The sequence below is a fragment of the Streptomyces violaceusniger Tu 4113 genome, assembly GCF_000147815.2.
Lineage (GTDB): Bacteria > Actinomycetota > Actinomycetes > Streptomycetales > Streptomycetaceae > Streptomyces > Streptomyces violaceusniger_A.
On record NC_015957.1, the window covers coordinates 4066004 to 4084179 of the forward strand.

Genomic DNA, 18176 nt, shown 5'->3' on the forward strand with positions numbered 1-18176 from the left:
GGCGTCACCGCGCGTCCTTCGGGCGGGCGCGCTCCAGGATCGGGCCGGTGTCCGTACCGGGCGGCAGGGTGCCGAAGGCATGCCCCCAGTCCCCGTCCAGCCGCGAGGCGCAGAACGCGTCGGCGACCGCTGGGTGGCTGTACCGCACCAGCAGGCTGCCCTGCAGCGCCAGCGTCATCTGCTCGGCCAGCCGGCGCGCCATGAGCTGCGCCCGCTCGGGGTCGGCGAGCTGCGGCAGCAGCCCGCGCAGCCGGTCCACGGCCGCGTCGAGCCGGGCGTCGGCCCCGGCCGCGGCGTCGACCTCGGCCAGGAACGCCTCCAGCGCACCCGACTCCCGGCTCAGCGCGCGCAGCACATCGAGCGCCGCGATATTCCCCGAGCCCTCCCAGATCGACAGCAGGGGCGCCTCGCGATACAGGCGCGGCATGCCGGACTCCTCCACATAGCCGTTGCCACCCAGGCACTCCAGGGCCTCGGCGGCGTGGGTGGAGCCGCGCTTGCACACCCAGTACTTGCTCACCGCGAGCCCCAGCCTGCGCAGCGCCGCCTCGCCCTCGTCCCCGGCCTCCGCGCGGTCCAGAGCGGTCGCGAGCCGCATCGCGAGCGTCGTGGCCGCCTCCGACTCGACCGCCAGATCGGCGAGCACATTGCGCATCAGCGGCTGGTCGATCAGCTCGGCCCCGAACGCCCGGCGGTGCCCGGCGTGGTGCAGCGCCTGCCGCAGCCCGGCCCGCATGCCGGCCGCCGAGCCGATGACACAGTCCAGCCGGGTGACGTTGACCATCTCCACGATGGTCCGCACCCCGCGGCCCGGTTCGCCGACCCGCCAGGCCATGGCGGACTCGTACTCGATCTCGGCCGACGCGTTCGAGCGGTTGCCCAGCTTGTTCTTGAGCCGCATCAGGCGCAGCGGGTTGCGGCTGCCGTCCGGCAGCACCCGGGGCACCAGGAAGCAGGTGAGCCCCTCCTCCGTCTGGGCCAGCGTCAGGAAGACATCGCTCATCGGCGCGGAGGTGAACCACTTGTGGCCGGTGAGGGCGTAGCCGCCGGCACCGTCCGGAACGGCCTGGGTGGTGTTGGCGCGGACGTCCGAACCGCCCTGCTTCTCCGTCATCGACATGCCCGCGATCAGGCCCCGCTTGGCGAGCGGCGGCCGCAGCCCGAAGTCGTAGGTGCGGGCGGCCAGCAGCGGTTCGTACACGGCGGCGAGCTCCGGTTCGGCACGCAGCGCCGGGACCGCGGCGTACGTCATGGAGATCGGGCAGCCATGGCCGGGCTCGGCCTGCGCGAAGGCGTAGAACTTGGCCGCGCGCACCAGATGGGCGCCAGGGCGGGTCTCGCTCCACGCCGCCGCGTGCTGGCCGCTCGCCACGGCGACGTCCATGAGCTGGTGGTAGGCGGGGTGGTACTCGACCTCGTCGATGCGATGGCCGTAACGGTCGTGGGTGTGCAGCGCCGGAGAGTGCTCCTCGGCCATCCGCGCCCAGTCCTGGACCTCGGCGGAACCGGCCCGCGCCCCCAGGTCCCGCACCTCCGGCTCGCCCCAGCCGCCACCATCCCGCCGCAGGGCCTCCAGCAGGGCGGGGTCGTCCGCCGTGCTGAAGCCGACGAGCGGCGGGGCCTGGTTGAGGACCTCATGCGTAGCGCTCATGGCAGACATCTCCTCGTTCGCGGCGGTCTCCCGGGACCCGGCGGCCGGTCGGGCGGTGGGCAGGCGGGCGGGTCTTACAGTTCCATCATGCGCGAATCAGAACTGTAATGGATAGGGTTTCGCGTAGCCATGGACGACACCGACACCGACACCGGAACGCTCACCCTGCGGCCGCTGACCGCGCGCTCGATCGTGCTCAGCACCCTGCTGGGCCATCACCCGCCCCAGCTTCCCGCCCGCGCGCTGGTGCGCGTCGGCGCGCTCTTCGGCACCGCCGAGGGCACCATCCGGGTCGCGCTCACCCGTATGGTCGCGGCCGGTGACCTGGAGCAGAGCGAGGGCACCTACCGGCTCACCGACCGCCTGCTGGCCCGCCAGGCGCGGCAGGACGACAGCCGCGCCCCCCGCACCCGGCGCTGGGACGGCGGCTGGGAGATCGCGATCGTCACCTCCGACCGGCGCGACGCGGCCGAGCGGGCCGCCCTCCGCCAGGCCATGGCCGCCCTGCGCCTGGCCGAACTGCGCGAGGGCACCTGGATGCGCCCCGCCAATCTCGTCCACCCGCGCCCGGATGTCGCCGCCGAGCAGTGCGGCTGGTTCACCGGCGCACCGGAGGGCGATCCGGCCGAGCTCGCCGCGCGCCTATGGGACCTGGACGGCTGGGCCCGCCAGGCCAGGCTGCTCGGCGCGGCGCTGGACGACGCGGAGAAACCGGCCGAACGGTTCACCGTCGCGGCCGCGGCCCTCCGGCACCTCCTCGCCGACCCCGTCCTCCCCGCCCGGCTGCTGCCAAAGGACTGGCCCGGTGCTGAGCTACGGCGTCGCTATGACGGGTTCGAACGGGACTTCCGGGCGTGGCTGCCGCGGTATGCGGGTGGCGGCTGAGCCGTGGCGGCGCCTCCGTCGCCCCTTCGGCGCCGCACCCTCGGCTACGCCGACTCGCGGATCACCAACTCGGTGGGCAACACCAGCGCCGGTTCGATGCTCTCCCCGGCCGTCAGGCGCAGCAGTTGCCGGGCCAGCCGGCGGCCGATCCCGCCGATCGGCTGGCGCACGGTGGTCAGCGGGGGTTCGGTGTAGCGCGCGGGCTCGATGTCGTCGAAGCCGACCACCGACACGTCCTCCGGCACCCGTCGGCCGGTCTGGCGCAGCGCCCGCAACACCCCGATCGCCATCAGGTCGGAGGCCACGAACACCCCGTCCAGCCGGGGCTCCCGGTCCAGCAGCTCCCGGATCGCGACCGCCCCGGACTCCTGGGTGAAGTCACCGACCGCGACGTATGCCTGCAGCCGCGCCCCGGACAGCGCCGTCCGGTAGCCCGAGAGCCGGTCGATCCCGGCGACCATGTCCTGGGGGCCCGCGACCGTGGTGATACGGGTGCGCCCGGAGCGGATCAGGTGCTCCACGGCCAGCGCCGCGCCCGCCGCGTTGTCCACCCCTACGTACGGCGGCGAGGCCGGGCTCAGCACCCGCTCGTTGCAGACCACGGGGATGCCCATGCGGGCCAGCGCGGCCGGCAGCGGATCGGCGCCGTGCATCGAGGCGACCATGACCCCGTCGACATGGCGGGCCAGGGCGAAGCGCTCGATGCGGTCACGGCTGGCGGGGGAGCGGGCCATCATCAGCACCAGTTGCTTGTCCGCGGACTCCAGCTCCTGGCTCACCCCGCGCACCACGCCGGGGAAGAACCGGTCGTCGGAGAAGACCCGGCCCGGCTCCTCGGGGAGCACCAGCGCGAAGGAGTCGGTGCGCTGGGTGACCAGGCTGCGGGCCGCCTGGTTGGGGACGTAGCCCAGCTCCTGGATCGCGTCCAGCACCGCCTCCCGGCTCTCCTCGGCGACCTTGGTGGAGCCGTTGACGACTCGGGAGACGGTGGCGCGCGAGACACCCGCGCGCCGCGCCACGCTCTCCAGGGTGGGCCGGGGACGGTGCATCCGCGCATACCTCGCTGTGTGCTCACTGATGGTCGGTACAGCATGGATCAAGACCGGTCAGGGCGCGAGAACGCGGGCACGGCAGATCGACGGAGAACCCCAGGCGGAGCGCAGGGCGCGGGCCTTACGGATCCACAGCGAGAGGTCGTACTCGTCGGTGTAGCCGAGCGCGCCGTGCACCTGGAGGGCGGTGCGCGCCGCCGTGTACGCGGCCTCGCCGGTGGCCACCTTCGCCGCGGCGACCTCCGCCCGCACCTCGCCCGCGGGCCCCGACGCACTCGACGCCAGCGCCACCGCGGCCCCGTACAGCAGCGGCCGGGCGAACTCCAGGCCGATGAGCGCGTCCGCCAGCCGGTGCTTCACCGCCTGGAACGAGCCGATCGGGCGGCCGAACTGGGTACGCTGCCCGGCGTACGCCGCGGTGCGCTCCACCAGCGCGAGCCCGGTGCCCAGGGACAGCGCGGCGGTGGCGAAGGCGGCCCAGTCGGCGGCGCGCGCGGCGGCAGCGGCCACGGCCGGGCCCTGAGCGAGCAGTTCGCCGCCGGGCAGCGGCCGGGCCAGTCGGCGGGCCGGGTCGAACGAGGGCTGGACCGGCCCGTGCCCCGGGGCCAGCCACAGCTCCTCGCCCTCGACGGCGAGGACGGCGTCGGCGGCGTCCGCGTCCAGCGCGTACGGCCCGCCGTCGGCCGCCGCCAGCGTCACCAGCGCCCGCCCGCCGGCGATCCGGGGCAGCCAGTACTCGGCCGCCTGAACGGTCCGTGCCGGGCGGCCCTCGGCGAGCGCGGCCAGCAGCACCGCGGCGGCGGCCGACTCGGCCAGGGGCCCCGGCACGGCGTGCCGCCCCGCCGCGACATACGCCACGCCCAGCTCCACCGGCAGCGGCCCGACGCCCTCGTACGCCTCCGGTACGGCCAGCCCGGTCACCCCGGCTTCGGCGAGCCGCCCCCACACCGCGCGCCCCGGCGCATGCTCCCCGCGCGCCCACGCCCGGACGGCGTGCGGCGTATCGGCCGCGCCGAGCATCCGGTCCACGGTGCGGCCGAAGTCCGTCTGCGCCTGATCGAGCATGAATCTCATCCGGGGATCCCCTCGTCAGCCACTGGGCCCGTCACCAGCCACTGTGCTCGTCACCGTCACCGTCACCGGCCTCACCGGCGCCCCTTCGGCAGGCCCAGCAGCCGCTCGGCGATGATGTCGCGCTGGATCTCGTTGGTGCCCGCGTAGATCGGGCCCGCGAGGGCGAAGGTGTAGCCGTCGGACCAAGCGCCGGGCGCGGCGGGATCGTCGGCGCCGTCGGCCAGTTCGCCGTAGGGGCCCAGCAGGTCCAGGGCCGTCTCGTGGAGCGCGATGTCCAGCTCCGACCAGAAGACTTTGTTCAGGCTGGACTCGGCGCCGAGCGAGCCCCCGGCGGCCAGCCGGGAGGCGCCCGCGTAGGCGAAGAGCTCATACGCGCGGGCGCGGATCACCGCGTCGGCGACCCGGTCGTGGAGCGAGGCGGCCGTCTCGTCGTCCGGCGCGTCCGCCCGCTCCCGCCACAGCGCCACCAGCCGCCGCGCCGCCGCGGTGAACCGCCCCGGGCTGCGCAGGGTCAGCCCGCGTTCGTTGCCCGCCGTGCTCATCGCGATGCGCCAGCCCTGCCCCGGCTCGCCGATGACGTCCTCGTCCGGCACGAACACCTCGTCCAGGAAGAGCTCGGCGAAGGCGGGCTTGCCGTCGAGGCGGCCTATGGGGCGCACGGTCACACCGGGCGCGTCCAGGGCGAACATCAGATACGTGAGCCCCCGGTGCGGTGCGTCCGCCGCCGGATCGCTGCGGAACAGGCCGAAGGCCCGGTCGGCGAAGGCCGCCCGGGACGACCAGGTCTTCTGACCGGTCAGCGACCAGCCGCCGTCGGTGCGGCGGGCGGTGGAGCGCAGCGAGGCGAGGTCGGAGCCCGACTCCGGTTCGGACCACGCCTGGGCCCAGATCGTCTCGCCGCGCGCCATCGGCGGCAGAATCCGGGCGCGCTGCTCGGGGCTGCCGTGCTCGAAGAGGGTGGGGGCGAGCAGGCTGATCCCGTTCTGGCTCACCCGGCCGGGCGCGCCCGCCGCGTAGTACTCCTCCTCGAACAGCAGCCACTCGACCACCGAGGCGCCCCGGCCGCCGTACTCCTCGGGCCAGGTCACGGCCGACCAGCGGTCCGCCGCGAGAGTGTGCTCCCAGGCGCGGTGCGCCGCGAACCCCTCGGCGGTCTCCAGGGAGGGCAGGGGAGCGGTGGGCGTGTGCGCGGCCAGCCACATCCGGGCCTCGGCCCGGAACGCCGTCTGCCGCTCGGTGAGATCGAGGTCCACCGGTGCGTCACCTCCCTCGGCCGACCTTCCCTAACAAGTGTTTGGTAGGTTACCGTGGCGTCGTGATGGACAACAAGGCGCCGTACGTCCCCGGCCACGGCCTCCTTACCGGCCGCACGGCCGTCATCACCGCTGCCGCGGGCGCCGGAATCGGGGGCGCCACGGCCCGGCGGTTCCTCGAGGAGGGCGCGCGGGTCGTGCTCGGCGACGCCCATGGGCGCCGGCTCAAGGAGACGGTGGCCGCGCTCGCCGAGGAGTTCGGGGAGGAACGGGTCGCCGGATGCGCCAGCGATGTGACCGACGAGGCCCAGATCGCCGCGCTGTACGACCTCGCCGAGGAGCGCCACGGACGGCTGGACGCGGTGGTCAACAACGCCGGGCTCGGCGGCACCGCCCTGCTGACCGAGATGACCGACGAGCAGTGGGACAAGGTCATCGACGTCACCCTGAACGGCACCTTCCGCTGCACCCGCGCCGCGCTGCGCCGGATGAAGGCCGGCGGCCACGGCGGGGTGGTGGTCAACAACGCCTCGGTCGTCGGCTGGCGCGCCCAGGCCGGCCAGGCCCACTACGCGGCGGCCAAGGCGGGCGTCATGGCGCTCACCCGCTGCGCCGCGGTCGAGGCCGCCGCGTACCGGGTGCGGGTCAACGCGGTCTCGCCGAGCCTGGCCATGCATCCGCATCTGGTGAAGGTCACCACCCCCGAACTGCTGGCCGGGCTCACCGAGCGCGAGGCGTTCGGCCGGTACGCCGAGCCCTGGGAGGTGGCCAACGTCATCGTCTTCCTGGCCAGCGGCTACTCGTCGTACATGACCGGCGAGACGGTATCCGTGAGCAGCCAGCACGCATGAGGCGAGAATGAGAACGTGCCGAATTCCATCAGGACCAGCGCTTCCACCGGAAACAGTGCGAAGAAGAGCGAGAAGAAGACGACCGTGAGCCCGTCCCCCGAGCGGCGGCGCGAACTGCTCTCGACCGCGGCGGAGGTCTTCGCCGCCCAGGGGTACAACGCGACCACCGTCCGCCGGATCGCGGACGAGGCGGGGATGCTCGCGGGCAGCCTCTACTACCACTTCGACTCCAAGGAGTCGATGGTCGACGAGATCCTCTCCACCTTCCTGGACGAGCTCTGGGCCGGATACGAGGCGGTGCTCGGCGCCGGACTCGGCCCCCGGGAGACCGTCGAGGCACTTGTCACCGAGTCCTTCCGGGAGATCGACCGGCACCGCGCCGCCGTCGCGATCTACCAGAAGGAGTCCAGGCACCTGTCCGCCCAGCCGCGCTTCGGCTATCTCACCGAGTCGCAGCGGAGGTTCGAGCGGGCCTGGCTGGGCGCGCTGGAGCGCGGAGTGGCCGAGGGGGTCTTCCGCGCCGACCTCGACATCCGACTGGCGTACCGCTTTCTGCGCGACACCGTATGGGTCGCCGCCTCGTGGTACCGGCCGGGCGGACAGCACAGCCCCGAGGAGATCGCCCGCCAGTACCTGTCGATGGTCCTGGACGGCATCACTCCGCGAGAGCGGCAAGAGCGACCGTAAAACCGTCATGACGTGAGGAACTCAAGGAGCTGACATGCCCGAGGCATACATCGTCGAAGCCGTGAGGACGCCGGTGGGGCGGCGGAAGGGCGGGCTCGCCTCCGTCCACCCCGCCGACCTCGGCGCGCACGTCCTGCGCACGCTGATGGAGCGCTCGGGCGCCGATCCGGCCGCCGTCGAGGACGTCGTCTTCGGCTGTCTGGACACCGTGGGCCCGCAGGCCGGGGACATCGCGCGCACCTGCTGGCTGGCCGCCGGGCTCCCGGAGGAGGTCCCGGGCGTGACCGTCGACCGGCAGTGCGGCTCCTCGCAGCAGGCCCTGCACTTCGCCGCGCAGGCGGTGCTCTCCGGCACCCAGGATCTGGTGGTCGCGGGCGGGGTGCAGAACATGTCGATGGTGCCCATCGGCTTCGCCAGCCGCCAGGCCGGCGAACCCCTGGGGCTGACCGAAGGCCCCTTCGCGGGCTCGGAGGGATGGCGGGCGCGCTACGGCGACCGGCCGGTCAGCCAGTTCTACGGAGCCGAGCTGATAGCCGAGAAGTGGGGCATCACCCGCGAGGCCATGGAGGAGTTCGCCCTGGGCTCGCACCAGCGGGCGCTGCGCGCGATGGACGAGGGCCGCTTCGACCGCGAGGTCGTCCCGTTCGCGGACGTCCGGATGGACGAGGGGCCGCGCCGGGACACCAGCCTGGAGAAGATGGCCGCCCTCAAGCCGCTCATGGAGGGCGGCCGGGTCACCGCCGCGCTCTCCTCACAGGTCTCCGACGGCGCCGCGGCCCTGCTGGTCGCCTCCGAACAGGCCGTACGGGAGCACGGCTTGACCCCGCGCGCCCGGGTGCACCATCTGTCGGTGCGCGGCGAGGACCCGATCCGGATGCTGTCCGCGCCCATCCCGGCGACCGCGCACGCACTGAAGAAGACCGGCCTGACCATCGACGACATCGACCTGGTCGAGATCAACGAGGCGTTCGCCCCCGTCGTGCTGGCCTGGCTGAAGGAGACCGGCGCCGACCCCGAACGGGTCAACGTCAACGGCGGCGCCATCGCCCTGGGCCACCCGCTCGGCGCCACCGGCACCAAGCTGATGACAACCCTCCTGCACGAACTGGAGCGCACCGGCGGCCGTTACGGCCTGCAGACGATGTGCGAGGGGGGCGGGCAGGCCAACGTCACGATCGTCGAGCGGTTGTAGGGGCCGTGGCCACCGGCTCGACGGACGGAGTCCGGCGCAGGCACCCGAAGCCCGTGAGGCCCTCCGGGGCCGAGCGGTGTGAGGGGGGCGTGGAGGTGGGGGTCGATGTGTGAGGGGGGCGGGCAGGCCGACGTCACGATTGTCGAGCGGTTGTAGGGGCCCTGGCCGCTGACGAGAACTCCGACCGGACGCCTTCCCGTGGCGGCCGTGCCCGGCCCCACGGATGATGGTGCTGCTCCGAGGGGCGGACCGAAGCCGGGAGGACAGTGGCATGGCGTGCGGATCGACCAAGCTCTGGAACGGCGAGGCCACCTGGTTCTGTTGTGGCAACGCCTGGGGTCCGTGCGCCTCGGCGGGCGGTGGAGCGTGCGGCACCTGCCGCTCCAGCGCCCTGCAGGCGGCCTGGCCCAACGCCTCCAAGGCGTGTTGGGACCTCACCCGGCCGGACCTGTGCGGCGAGGACATACCCCGGCGCGGCTGCGGCTCCATGATGAAGGTGCGCCATGACTGCTCGGGCGCGAGCGTCTGTGTCACCGTCAGCGACTGCGGCCCGCGCACCCGCAGCTTCTGCTCCGAGTCCACCTGCTGCGACGGGGTCTGCCGCACCAACCGCGTCATCGACCTCACCCCCGCCGCCTTCTCCGCCATCGGCAGCCTGAGCTCCGGCACCCTGCCGGTCTCCATCTTCGAATGAGGCGGGCCCGGCCATGAGCGCGTACCGAACCGGCGACCCCCTCGACCGCCGTCGCTTCCTCACCGCCGCCGCCCTCCGCGGCGCCACCGTCATCGGCACGGGAGCCCTGACCACGGGAGCCCTGAGCGCAGGAGTCCTCGGCACCGGAGTCATCGGGGCGACCGCCCTGGGCGCCGTGGACGCCGACGCCGCCTTCGCCGCACCCATCCGCCCCCTGGACCCCGCGGTCGCTGAGAGCGCCTTCGCCGAGGGGCGGATCACCGCGATCAACCACGACGTCCTGGAGGTCGCGGGCTCCTACGGCGACCACTCCCGGGTGCGGGTCACGAACGCCACCAGCGTCTGGAAGGCCCGGGCCACCACCGCCGCCGACATCGAGACCGGCGACGGGCTCTACGCCCGTGGCCTCCCCCTGCCCGACGGCACCCTCGCCGCCGACGCGGTGTGGGTCAACATCGTGAACCTCCACGCCACCATCCGCGGTATCGAGAAGACCCGGCTGCATCTCGCGCACGGGCAGCACGAGATCGTCGGCAACCTCATGGCGCAGACCACCAGCGCCTCGTACGGCGAGGCCTCGCCCACCGCCGATCTGTCCCGGCTCACGATCGGCCAGAGCGCCCAGGTCCTGGGCGCGTGGCGGCCGTCCGACGGCTCCGTGGACCTCGTCCGGGTCGCGGTCGCGCCCGGTGCGGGGAGGCGGCGGTGAGCGCCCTGGTCTGCGCCCTCGCCCCGCTGGTGCTCGCCGGGGTGCTCGGGCCGGCCGGGGCGGGCAAGCTGTTCGGCCGGGGCACCGCCCGGCAGGCGCCCCGTACCGCGCTCGCACGGCTGCTGCGCGACGGCGGCCGGGCCGCGCTCGTCCTCCGCGCCCTCGGCGCGGTCGAACTCCTCCTCGCCGCCGCGCTGCTGGCGCCACCCGCCACCCCGCTCCCGGGGACGGCTGCCGCCCTCCTCGGCGCGGGCTTCCTCGGCTATCTCGGCTACGCCCGCACCGCCGCACCCGGCTCCTCCTGCGGCTGTACGGCACGGCAGGACGCCCCCCTCACCTGGCGCGCCTTCGCCCGCGCCGCCGCGGTTCTCGCGGGCGGGGTCGCGGCGGCCCTGGCCCAGCAGCCCTGGTGGACCGCGGCGGCCCGCCGTCCGGTCGCGGCGCTGTGCCTGGTCCTGGCCGCGGCGGCGGCCCTGACGGCCCTCTCCGCCGATCCGGACCGCCGCTGGCGGATGCCGCTGCGCCGACTGCGGCTGCGGATCGCCGGACATCCGCTCGCGGCGACAGGTCATCCGCTCGCGGCGACCGGACATTCGCTCGCCGCGACCGGAGCCCCGGCGGCGGTCCCGGTCGCCGCGACCGTCGAACTGCTGGAGCGCTCGCGCGCCTGGCAGAGCGCCTCCCGCGTGGTGCGCTCCGCGCTGCTGGACCACTGGGACGACGGCGGCTGGCGCATCCTCCAGTTCGCCGGGGTGCACGGCGGCGGCACGGCCGCGAGGCCCGTTCTGGTGCTCTTCGCGGTGGACGCCGCGGCCAGCCTGGACACGGTGCGCGAGCCCGCCGTCCGGGTCAGCGTCATCGACGCGGACAGCGGGGACCCGGTCGTGGCCACGGCGTGAGAGGCCGGCGCTCGACGGGTAATCTGGATCAAACGAAAATTTCCTGGACAAAACGATCGAACCGCGGGGCGTCCAGCGCAGATGGGTGCCGAGGCGTACAAGGCATGGATGGACAAGCCCGACCGACACCCGTACCCGTACTGACCGACACCCCTGCCGAGGGGGCCCGTGGCGCGCGCGCCGCCCGGTGCGCGTTCCCGCCTGCCGGGGGCTGAACCGGTGGCGCCGGTAGGGGAGTGGGTGTATGTCCGAGCATCGGTCCGCGTCCGGCTCCCGGGGGCCCAGGTGGTGGCGGCGGCTGGAGGACGCGTTCCACCGGTCCGCGATCGGACGCGGATGGCGGCGGGGCAGTGATTTCGAACTGCTGCACCGCGCGATGGGCTTCGCCGCCCTGGGCTTTCTCACCCTGGTGCCCCTGCTGATCGTGGTCGCGGCGGCCGATCCGGTGGACCGGCTCGGCTTCGCCCAGTGGCTGGCCGAGGGCCTCGGGCTCTCCTCGACCTCGCGGGGCGAGGTGCAGCAGCTGTTCGCCCCGCCCAAGCAGGCGCTGGAGTCCACCACCGCCTTCGGTCTGGCGACGCTGGCCGTCTTCAGCCTGCGCTTCGGCACGGTGCTGCAGGTCGGCTACGAGAAGGTGTGGGAGCTTCCGGCCGGCCGCTGGCACACCGCCTGGCGCCATCTGGTGTGGTTCGTGGTGCTGATCGGCTATTTGCTGCTCTCCGCCCATCTGGAGCCCGGCATCTCGCGGGTGCTGGTGGCGGTGGTGGGCACGGTGCTGTTCTTCTGGTGGTCGCAGCGGCTGCTGCTCGGCGGGCGGATCAGTTGGGGCGCCCTGCTGCCCGGCGCGCTGGCCACCGGCGTGGGGCTGCTGGGACTGCGGGTCTTCTCCCAACTGGTGTTCTCCCCGCTGATCGCCTCCAACGCCGTCTCCTACGGTCCGGTCGGCACCGTCCTGGTCGTCCAGTCCTGGCTGGTCGGCGTCGGATACGTGGTCTTCGGCGGTGCGCTGCTGGGCCGGGTGCTGTACGAGGAGTATCTGCGGATGGTGGCATGGCGCCGTAAGCGGCGGCGCGACCAGGCCAAGGCGGCCCCACCGGCGGACTGACGCCCCGGCGCCGACCGTGCGGGCGTGGCCCGCGACCATGATGCGACGCCTCCCGCCGGTGGTCGCTTCCATGATCGTCGAGCCCGGAGCCGGATCCGAAACGCCGTCGCCCCAGGCCGGGCGCGCCTGGCATGCTGGCGGTGTGAACGGACCTGAGATCCACCTCAGTCTCGCCCCTGAACTGCGATTCTTCGCCGTCCCGGAGCGGCGCCGCCCCTGGACGGCCGTGGTCACCGACGGCGCCTCCACCCTCGGCCATGTCGTCGAGTCGCTCGGGGTCCCGCTCACCGAGGTCGGCCGGCTGGTGGTGAACGGTGAAGAGACCGCCGTCTCGCATGTGCCGAGCGCGGGTGAGACCGTGGAGGTGCATCCGGTCGTCCGCCCGCAGCGGGTGCCGGGCGCCCCGCTGCGCTTTCTGCTCGATGTGCACCTGGGCACGCTTGCGCGCCGGCTGCGGCTGCTGGGCGTGGACGCCGCGTACGAGAGCGAGGACATCGGCGACCCCGAGCTGGCCGCGCGCTCCGCCGCCCAGCGCCGGGTGCTGCTCTCCCGCGACCGGGGGCTGCTGCGCCGCCGTGAGCTGTGGGCCGGGGCGTATGTCTACAGCGACCGCCCCGATGAGCAACTGCGGGACGTCCTCGGCCGGTTCACCCCGAGCCTGGCGCCCTGGACCCGCTGCACCGCCTGCAACGGCACGCTGGAGGACGCCGACAAGGAGTCGGTCCGGGAGCTGCTCCAGCACGGCACCCGGCGCACGTACGAGGTCTTCGCCCGCTGCACGGTCTGCGAGCGGGTCTACTGGCGCGGCGCCCACCACGCCCGGCTGGAGGCCATCGTGGCCGGGGCGATGGACGAGTTCGGCGACGCCCGGGCCGCCCTGTCCTGAGCGAAGCCGCCGGACAGGGCGCCCGGTCCTGGACGCGAGCTCAGGACACGTCGTCCTGGAGGGCCTCCGGAATCGTGGTGTGGAAGGCCGGATGGGCGTGCAGCCGCCGCACATAGGCGCGCAGCCGCCCATGGCGGGAGACCCGCTGGGCCGCGTCGGCGTCCAGGCGGAGCCGGTGCTCGGTGTCGAGCTGGACGAGGGCCACCCACAGGTCCACATCGGCGGCGGTCAGCTCGTCGCCCAGTGCGTACGGTGCGGCCGCGAGCCTGCGGTCGAGCCGGCCGAGGGCGGTCAGCAGCCGCTCCAGCGCCGCGTCCCGGCACTCCGGCTCGTGCGCCGTCCCGGCCTGCCGCGCCGCATGGGTGATGTCGTCGTCGAGGAGTTCGCGGAGGGCGTCGATGTCCGCGGCACGGGGCGCCGGGCGCAGCCGGGGACGTCCGGTTCCGCCGCCGTCACTCAGATGGCCGGCGAGGTCGCGCAGGATGTCGGGCGTGTGGTTGCTGACGACGCGTCCGGTCCAGCCGTCGCACAGCGCCGGGGCGTCCAGGGGTCCGCCGTAGCGGTGCCAGGTGGCCTCGTACGCCCCGCGCAGCGCGGCGAACGCTTCGGGGGTGTCGGCCGGGGGTCCGACGAGGGTGGTGGCGACGGTGTCCCGCAGCCCGAGCAGATCGAGGGTGATGGAGACGCGCAGCGAGAGCGGACAGCTCGCGGAGAGATAGAGCCGATAGCGATGCGGCACCGGATAGAAGCCACCGGCGAGGTCGACGCCGATGCGGCTGCGGAAGCGGTGCGGCGGAGCGGGCGGGGCGATCCGGGGGCGGGTTGTGCAGGGGTCGGGGTCGAGAAGAGCGGCAGGGCCTGAACTGACCGGAAACGTCTCGGACATGGCTCTCCAAGGCAAGGACGGAGCCCCGGCCCGCCGGTCTGGGCGGCGCCGATGGCGCAACGGAAGGGAAGCCCGCGCGGGGCGTTCGCCGGGACGGTGCCGGGACACACCCGACCCCGGCGCGCGGGGCCGCGCTCGGTGACCGCGTCGATTCAGCCGGCTGGACTGGAGGCGCTGCAGATGCGCAGCAGATCGATGTGCAGACGCCTGGTCAGGAGGTGGCGACGGCGGAGCGGGGACCACGGCCGGGGACGCCGACGGGCGCAGTCCCCGTCGCTGTCGGTCCTGGGCATCTCACCGATCCCATCATTTGGGGCTCGCGAGGCAGCGAGACCGCGCTTGTCCCGTCCACACCGACGGAACCTGGTCGTCACCCGGGGGCACCCCGTCGCGGGAGAAGGGTTGCCTGTCAGCGAGCCGGGGCCGGTGACCCACCTGAGCGGGGATTCCGCACGGTGGGCGCTGACGATCGTGACCGTCCCTGACAGTGTCGTCGCGCTCCGCGAGGGCGTCAACCCATGCCGGGACGGCCAACGCGGGCCGACGGCACGGTGGATGCCCGCTCAGAGGAACGGCCGCCGTGCCCCGCCGATGGCCCGCTCAATGAGGACCATGGCCGCGTCGTCCGCCAGCCGTCCCTCGGCATGCCGGACCAGGGCGTGGCGCAGCCGGTCCAGGTACTCGCCAGGGGTGTCACCGTCCAGCGTCTCCATGGTCCGGTGCAGCGGAAAGAACTCGTCGTAGTGGTTGCGGGCCTCGACCACGCCGTCGGTGTGCAGCAACAGCCGGTCACCGGGCAGGAACGGAAAGGACTCGACACAGATCGGGGGAGGGCTGAGGAACTCCTCGAGGCCGAGCGGCGGCAGCGGGCGCGCCGGGTCCAGGGAGCGCACCTTGCGCTCGCGCATCACCAGGGGCGGCGGATGGCCGCGGTTGATCAGCTCGACCAGCGACTCGTCCGAGACCTGGGCGAGGAGGACGGTGACGAACTGCTCCTCCAGCTCCTGCGGGTCCTGGAGCTGGGAGCGGTCCAGCAGCTCGTACTCGCGCGCCAGCGCGGCCGCACAGCGGTGCATCACCTCGGCCAGGTCCTGCTCGTAGTGCACCGCCTCCCGGAAGGCGCCCACCACGGCCGCGGCGGACCGCACCGCGGCCAGCCCCTTTCCCCGCACATCGCCGACGATCAGCCGCACTCCGTAGCGGGTGCACATCGCCTCGTAGAGGTCCCCGCCGATCTGCGCGCCGCGCTCGGCCGCCATATAGACGCTGGCGGTGTTCACGACACCGATCCGGGCGGGCAGCGGCCGCAGCACCACGTTCTGGGACACCTCGGCGATCCGGCGGATCTGGGCCAGCTCGCGGTCCCGGCGCACCCGCACCGCGCTGGTCGCCACGCTCGCGAGCGCCACCACCAGCAGGGCCAGCAGATTCGCGTACACCATCTCGCTGCCCCAGACGTTGTTGTGGGTGGCGGTGACCGCACTCACCGCCATGGCGAGCAGCGCCACCCCGCCGGTGCCGAACGGGCCCATGGTCACCGCCGCCAGCGCCGGCGCCGGGGAGAGCAGGGGGCCGGTGTAGAGGGTGTGCGCGGGGGAGAGCTCGATGCTGAGCACCGCCGCCAGGACCAGGAACGGCAGACACCGTGTGACCGCGAACAGCGTGTGGCTGCGACCGCTCGCCCCCGGGGCGAAGCGTATGAATCGCATAACTTGGACCTTATCCGATGAAAGCCACCAAAGGGGTGGTTCTCGGTAACACGCGACGGAGGTCCCGGGCGTAGCCTGACGCTATGCCCGAGCTACCGGATGTCGAGGGGTTCCGGCGAACGCTGGCCTCCTGCGCCCAGGGCCACCGCGTCGAGCGGGTGGAGGTGGCCGACGCGGGGGTGCTGCACGGGGTGACCGCGCAGCGGCTGAAGCGCGATCTCGAGGGCCGCCGCTTCGCCGCACCGCGCCGCCACGGCAAGTGGCTGATCGCCCCCACCGACGGGCCCACGGTCGTGGTGCACTTCGGCATGACCGGGCGGCTGGCCTGCGGGGCGGAGTCCGAACCGGCCGGCCGGTTCGAGCGCGTCGCCTTCGACCTCGACGACGGCCACCGCCTCGGCTACGAGGACCAGCGCAAACTCCAGGGCATCTGGCTCGCCGCCACCGAAGCCGACGTCGACCGGATCCTCGGCGATCAGGGCCCGGACGCGCTCTCCCTGAGCCGGGCCGATCTCGACCGGCTGCTGGCGGGGCGGCGCGGACGCGTCAAGGCCACACTGACCGACCAGGCCGTGATCGCCGGACTCGGCAACCTGCTCGGCGACGAGATCCTGTGGCGGGCCCGGATCCATCCGCAGCGGCCGGCGAACGCGCTGACCGACGACGAGCACGAACGGCTCCACACCGCGATGCGCGAGGTGCTGCGCGCCTCGGTGCGGGCGGGGCGGGTGCCGGACGACCCGGACTGGCTCACCGGACAGCGCGACGACCCGGACCCGCACTGCCCCCGCTGCGGCCATCCGCTGCGCCGCGGCCGGATCGCGGGGCGGACCAGCCTGTGGTGCCCCCACTGCCAGCGGGACGGCGGCTGACGCCCGCCCGTGGGCGACCACGGTCCAGGGCCATCGGGAGCTCCACCGGTGATGCGGCTGACGCCCGCCCGTGGGCGACCCGTGGCCCGATCGGCGCCCTCGCGCCCGCCCGATCAGGACACCCACGCCTTGTACGACATCACGTCGCCCGCCTTCAGTTTGTACTCCGGATCGTCCCGGGTGATGGTCTCCTCGACGTCCAGCACGCTGCCGTCGTCCGGATCGAGGACGATCAGATACCGCATCCCGGAGGAAGCGGGGGTGAACCGGAACGCCTGCCCCTCCCGGCCGAGCCGGTCGGTGACCTTGCCCGTCGGGCGCAGCCCCTCGATCCGGGACAGCAGGGTGACGATGTCCGCCCGCTGGCGCGGACCGGGAGTCCACACCGCGAGAAACGACTCGATGGCCGAGATCAGCTCCGCCGGGTCGCGGTCCGCGCCCCGGGACCAGACGGCGAGATAGGCGCGCAGCGCCGAGGCCCCGGCCGGAGGATCCTCGAAGTAGCTCTCGTTGGCGCCGTTGATACCGGCCGGATACTTCTCCTCGCTCAGCACCTTGCCGTCGTGGACCGCACGGGGCGGCGTACCGTCGGCGATCACCGGGCGGCCCGGGTGGCGCGGATCGGTGGCCACCTCCAGCGAGAAACCGCTGCCGTCCGCGTTCCACCGGGTCAGCGACTCCCGGGGCAGCGTCACCGGATCCTCGCCCGACTTCATGCTCAGCGCCCAGCTCTGGAAATGGCTGCCCCGCTCGCTCTTCCCCGGGGACTCCTCGGCCGCCGTCCGCGCCCGCCGGACGATCTCGCCGAGCGATACGTCCGCCCCGGAGGCATGCGCCACCAGCGGCACTGGTCTGGACGCGGCCACCGCGGAGGAAGGGGTGCCCGAGACGGTCAGCGCGAGGGCGAGGACCGTCGCGGCCGCCGCTGCTTCCAGGCTCCAGATCACGCGTCGGACGGTACGGCGCCCCCGGTCCTGGGACGGCAGCCGCCGCAGCAGCAGCTCGGCGCGCGCGTTCAGCGGCCGGTCCCGCCAGGGGCCGGTGTCGGCGGACACGGGGTCGGCCTCGCGGAGCAGATCCAGTTCGTCGGTCATGCGTGTCCATCCTTGTGGGCCTTGTCGGCCCTGCCAGCGCTGTGGGCCTTGTCGCCCTTGCCGCTCGTGCACCCCACTGAGACCCGGTCGTCCCGGCGCAGGGTCTCTATCTGCTCCCGCAGCCGCCGCCGCGCCCGGTGCAGTCGCATCGCCGCGGCGGACCGGCCGCACCCCAGCACGGTGCCGAGCTCCTCGACGGTCAGCTCCTCCCATGTCGTCAGCCGCAGCACCTCCTGGTCGGCCTCGGCGAGCCGGGCGAGCGCCTCCAGCACCCAGGAGCCCGGCCGCTCCGCGTCCGGGCTCGCCACGGTGCGCCCGTCGCGCGTCACCTCGTGGTGGCCCAGCTTGGCCAGCAGCCTGCGGTAACGGCCCTTGCCGCGCACGGTGTTGGCCAGACAGTGCCGGGCCACCCCATACAGCCACGGCAGCGGTGACTCGGGCAGTTCGGTCCGGCGCCGCCAGGCCACCGCGAAGACCTCGGCGACGACTTCCTCGACCTCCCATGCCTGGTCGTCCAGCCGCCGTGCCACAAAACGGCTGACCGCCCAGTAATGCTCACGGTAGGCGGCGTCGAAGGCGTCGTCGGTGCTCATGATCCGAAGGTGTCCGGCATGCCTCGGATCATCACACCCAGGAGCGGGAAATCTTGACCGGCCGTCGGAGTGACGATCCACGGG

Annotated in this window: 18 protein-coding genes and 1 riboswitch; of the genes, 10 read left to right on the forward strand and 8 right to left on the reverse strand. The window is 73.6% G+C overall.

The genetic code is table 11. From position 1 onward, the window contains the following. Window positions 1-4: 4 nt before the first annotated feature. Entirely contained in the window at window positions 5-1651 is a 1647-nt protein-coding gene (locus tag STRVI_RS17430; protein WP_014056985.1) for an acyl-CoA dehydrogenase family protein, read from the reverse strand. A gap of 129 nt (window positions 1652-1780) precedes the next feature. Between STRVI_RS17430 and STRVI_RS17435 the strand changes: the two genes are divergently transcribed. Beyond that, window positions 1781-2536, forward strand: a complete 756-nt coding sequence (locus STRVI_RS17435) for a PaaX family transcriptional regulator C-terminal domain-containing protein (RefSeq protein ID WP_014056986.1) — start codon at window positions 1781-1783, stop codon at window positions 2534-2536. A 44-nt stretch (window positions 2537-2580) separates the two neighbouring features. Here STRVI_RS17435 and STRVI_RS17440 read toward each other — a convergent pair whose 3' ends face one another. The 3 genes from STRVI_RS17440 to STRVI_RS17450 all read right to left on the reverse strand — a co-directional run bounded on the left by STRVI_RS17440 (window position 2581) and on the right by STRVI_RS17450 (window position 5915). Further along, a complete protein-coding gene (locus STRVI_RS17440; RefSeq protein WP_014056987.1) occupies window positions 2581-3585 on the reverse strand; it encodes a LacI family DNA-binding transcriptional regulator in 1005 nt (334 codons plus the stop codon). A 57-nt stretch (window positions 3586-3642) separates the two neighbouring features. Continuing rightward, complete coding sequence (locus STRVI_RS17445; RefSeq protein WP_014056988.1) at window positions 3643-4662, reverse strand: acyl-CoA dehydrogenase; 1020 nt, start codon at window positions 4660-4662, stop codon at window positions 3643-3645. 71 nt (window positions 4663-4733) lie between these two features. Continuing rightward, window positions 4734-5915 (reverse strand): acyl-CoA dehydrogenase family protein, encoded by a 1182-nt coding sequence (locus STRVI_RS17450; protein ID WP_014056989.1) that lies wholly within the window; start codon window positions 5913-5915, stop codon window positions 4734-4736. Between the two features lie 65 nt (window positions 5916-5980). Here STRVI_RS17450 and STRVI_RS17455 point away from each other — a divergent pair, with 65 nt between their 5' ends. The 8 genes from STRVI_RS17455 (at window position 5981) to STRVI_RS17490 (ending at window position 12938) form a co-directional block, all read left to right on the forward strand. Continuing rightward, window positions 5981-6766 carry an SDR family oxidoreductase gene (locus STRVI_RS17455; RefSeq protein WP_043236071.1) on the forward strand — a complete coding sequence of 262 codons (786 nt, stop codon included), beginning with the start codon at window positions 5981-5983 and terminating at the stop codon, window positions 6764-6766. A 15-nt stretch (window positions 6767-6781) separates the two neighbouring features. After that, window positions 6782-7453, forward strand: coding sequence for a TetR/AcrR family transcriptional regulator (locus tag STRVI_RS17460; protein ID WP_014056991.1), 672 nt, complete (start codon window positions 6782-6784; stop codon window positions 7451-7453). A gap of 34 nt (window positions 7454-7487) precedes the next feature. Beyond that, window positions 7488-8645: an acetyl-CoA C-acetyltransferase gene (locus STRVI_RS17465; RefSeq protein WP_014056992.1), complete on the forward strand. Its 1158-nt coding sequence runs from the start codon at window positions 7488-7490 to the stop codon at window positions 8643-8645. A gap of 271 nt (window positions 8646-8916) precedes the next feature. After that, complete coding sequence (locus STRVI_RS17470) at window positions 8917-9339, forward strand: septal ring lytic transglycosylase RlpA family protein (RefSeq protein ID WP_014056993.1); 423 nt, start codon at window positions 8917-8919, stop codon at window positions 9337-9339. 13 nt (window positions 9340-9352) lie between these two features. Next, window positions 9353-10048, forward strand: coding sequence for a hypothetical protein (locus STRVI_RS17475; RefSeq protein WP_014056994.1), 696 nt, complete (start codon window positions 9353-9355; stop codon window positions 10046-10048). Further along, window positions 10045-10947 carry a MauE/DoxX family redox-associated membrane protein gene (locus STRVI_RS17480; protein WP_014056995.1) on the forward strand — a complete coding sequence of 301 codons (903 nt, stop codon included), beginning with the start codon at window positions 10045-10047 and terminating at the stop codon, window positions 10945-10947. Before STRVI_RS17475 ends, STRVI_RS17480 begins: the two co-directional genes overlap by 4 nt. Window positions 10948-11191: 244 nt before the next feature. Continuing rightward, window positions 11192-12052: a hypothetical protein gene (locus STRVI_RS17485; RefSeq protein WP_014056996.1), complete on the forward strand. Its 861-nt coding sequence runs from the start codon at window positions 11192-11194 to the stop codon at window positions 12050-12052. A 142-nt stretch (window positions 12053-12194) separates the two neighbouring features. Continuing rightward, window positions 12195-12938 carry a Mut7-C RNAse domain-containing protein gene (locus STRVI_RS17490; RefSeq protein ID WP_043239032.1) on the forward strand — a complete coding sequence of 248 codons (744 nt, stop codon included), beginning with the start codon at window positions 12195-12197 and terminating at the stop codon, window positions 12936-12938. A 40-nt stretch (window positions 12939-12978) separates the two neighbouring features. Here STRVI_RS17490 and STRVI_RS17495 read toward each other — a convergent pair whose 3' ends face one another. Continuing rightward, window positions 12979-13824 carry a glutathione S-transferase C-terminal domain-containing protein gene (locus STRVI_RS17495; protein ID WP_014056998.1) on the reverse strand — a complete coding sequence of 282 codons (846 nt, stop codon included), beginning with the start codon at window positions 13822-13824 and terminating at the stop codon, window positions 12979-12981. A gap of 330 nt (window positions 13825-14154) precedes the next feature. Beyond that, window positions 14155-14301, reverse strand: a riboswitch (SAM riboswitch). 86 nt (window positions 14302-14387) lie between these two features. After that, a complete protein-coding gene (locus tag STRVI_RS17500) occupies window positions 14388-15533 on the reverse strand; it encodes a PP2C family protein-serine/threonine phosphatase (protein ID WP_014056999.1) in 1146 nt (381 codons plus the stop codon). A gap of 83 nt (window positions 15534-15616) precedes the next feature. On the opposite strand from STRVI_RS17500, the gene STRVI_RS17505 reads away from it, so the two are divergent. After that, complete coding sequence (locus tag STRVI_RS17505) at window positions 15617-16405, forward strand: Fpg/Nei family DNA glycosylase (RefSeq protein ID WP_014057000.1); 789 nt, start codon at window positions 15617-15619, stop codon at window positions 16403-16405. Window positions 16406-16518: 113 nt separating this feature from the next. Here the strand turns inward: STRVI_RS17505 and STRVI_RS17510 are convergent, their stop codons facing one another. Beyond that, window positions 16519-17499, reverse strand: a complete 981-nt coding sequence (locus STRVI_RS17510) for a CU044_5270 family protein (protein ID WP_014057001.1) — start codon at window positions 17497-17499, stop codon at window positions 16519-16521. Continuing rightward, a complete protein-coding gene (locus STRVI_RS17515; RefSeq protein ID WP_014057002.1) occupies window positions 17496-18092 on the reverse strand; it encodes an RNA polymerase sigma factor in 597 nt (198 codons plus the stop codon). Before STRVI_RS17515 ends, STRVI_RS17510 begins: the two co-directional genes overlap by 4 nt. Window positions 18093-18176 lie beyond the last annotated feature (84 nt).

Coding starts and splice junctions, on each gene's coding strand:
- STRVI_RS17505 (WP_014057000.1), top strand. CDS start 15,617: ATGCCCGAGCTACCGGATGTCGAGGGGTTCCGGCGAACGCTGGCCTCC.
- STRVI_RS17495 (WP_014056998.1), bottom strand. CDS start 13,824: ATGTCCGAGACGTTTCCGGTCAGTTCAGGCCCTGCCGCTCTTCTCGAC.
- STRVI_RS17465 (WP_014056992.1), top strand. CDS start 7,488: ATGCCCGAGGCATACATCGTCGAAGCCGTGAGGACGCCGGTGGGGCGG.
- STRVI_RS17475 (WP_014056994.1), top strand. CDS start 9,353: ATGAGCGCGTACCGAACCGGCGACCCCCTCGACCGCCGTCGCTTCCTC.
- STRVI_RS17445 (WP_014056988.1), bottom strand. CDS start 4,662: ATGAGATTCATGCTCGATCAGGCGCAGACGGACTTCGGCCGCACCGTG.
- STRVI_RS17430 (WP_014056985.1), bottom strand. CDS start 1,651: ATGAGCGCTACGCATGAGGTCCTCAACCAGGCCCCGCCGCTCGTCGGC.
- STRVI_RS17515 (WP_014057002.1), bottom strand. CDS start 18,092: ATGAGCACCGACGACGCCTTCGACGCCGCCTACCGTGAGCATTACTGG.
- STRVI_RS17500 (WP_014056999.1), bottom strand. CDS start 15,533: ATGCGATTCATACGCTTCGCCCCGGGGGCGAGCGGTCGCAGCCACACG.
- STRVI_RS17510 (WP_014057001.1), bottom strand. CDS start 17,499: ATGACCGACGAACTGGATCTGCTCCGCGAGGCCGACCCCGTGTCCGCC.
- STRVI_RS17440 (WP_014056987.1), bottom strand. CDS start 3,585: ATGCACCGTCCCCGGCCCACCCTGGAGAGCGTGGCGCGGCGCGCGGGT.
- STRVI_RS17485 (WP_014056996.1), top strand. CDS start 11,192: ATGTCCGAGCATCGGTCCGCGTCCGGCTCCCGGGGGCCCAGGTGGTGG.
- STRVI_RS17435 (WP_014056986.1), top strand. CDS start 1,781: ATGGACGACACCGACACCGACACCGGAACGCTCACCCTGCGGCCGCTG.
- STRVI_RS17455 (WP_043236071.1), top strand. CDS start 5,981: ATGGACAACAAGGCGCCGTACGTCCCCGGCCACGGCCTCCTTACCGGC.
- STRVI_RS17470 (WP_014056993.1), top strand. CDS start 8,917: ATGGCGTGCGGATCGACCAAGCTCTGGAACGGCGAGGCCACCTGGTTC.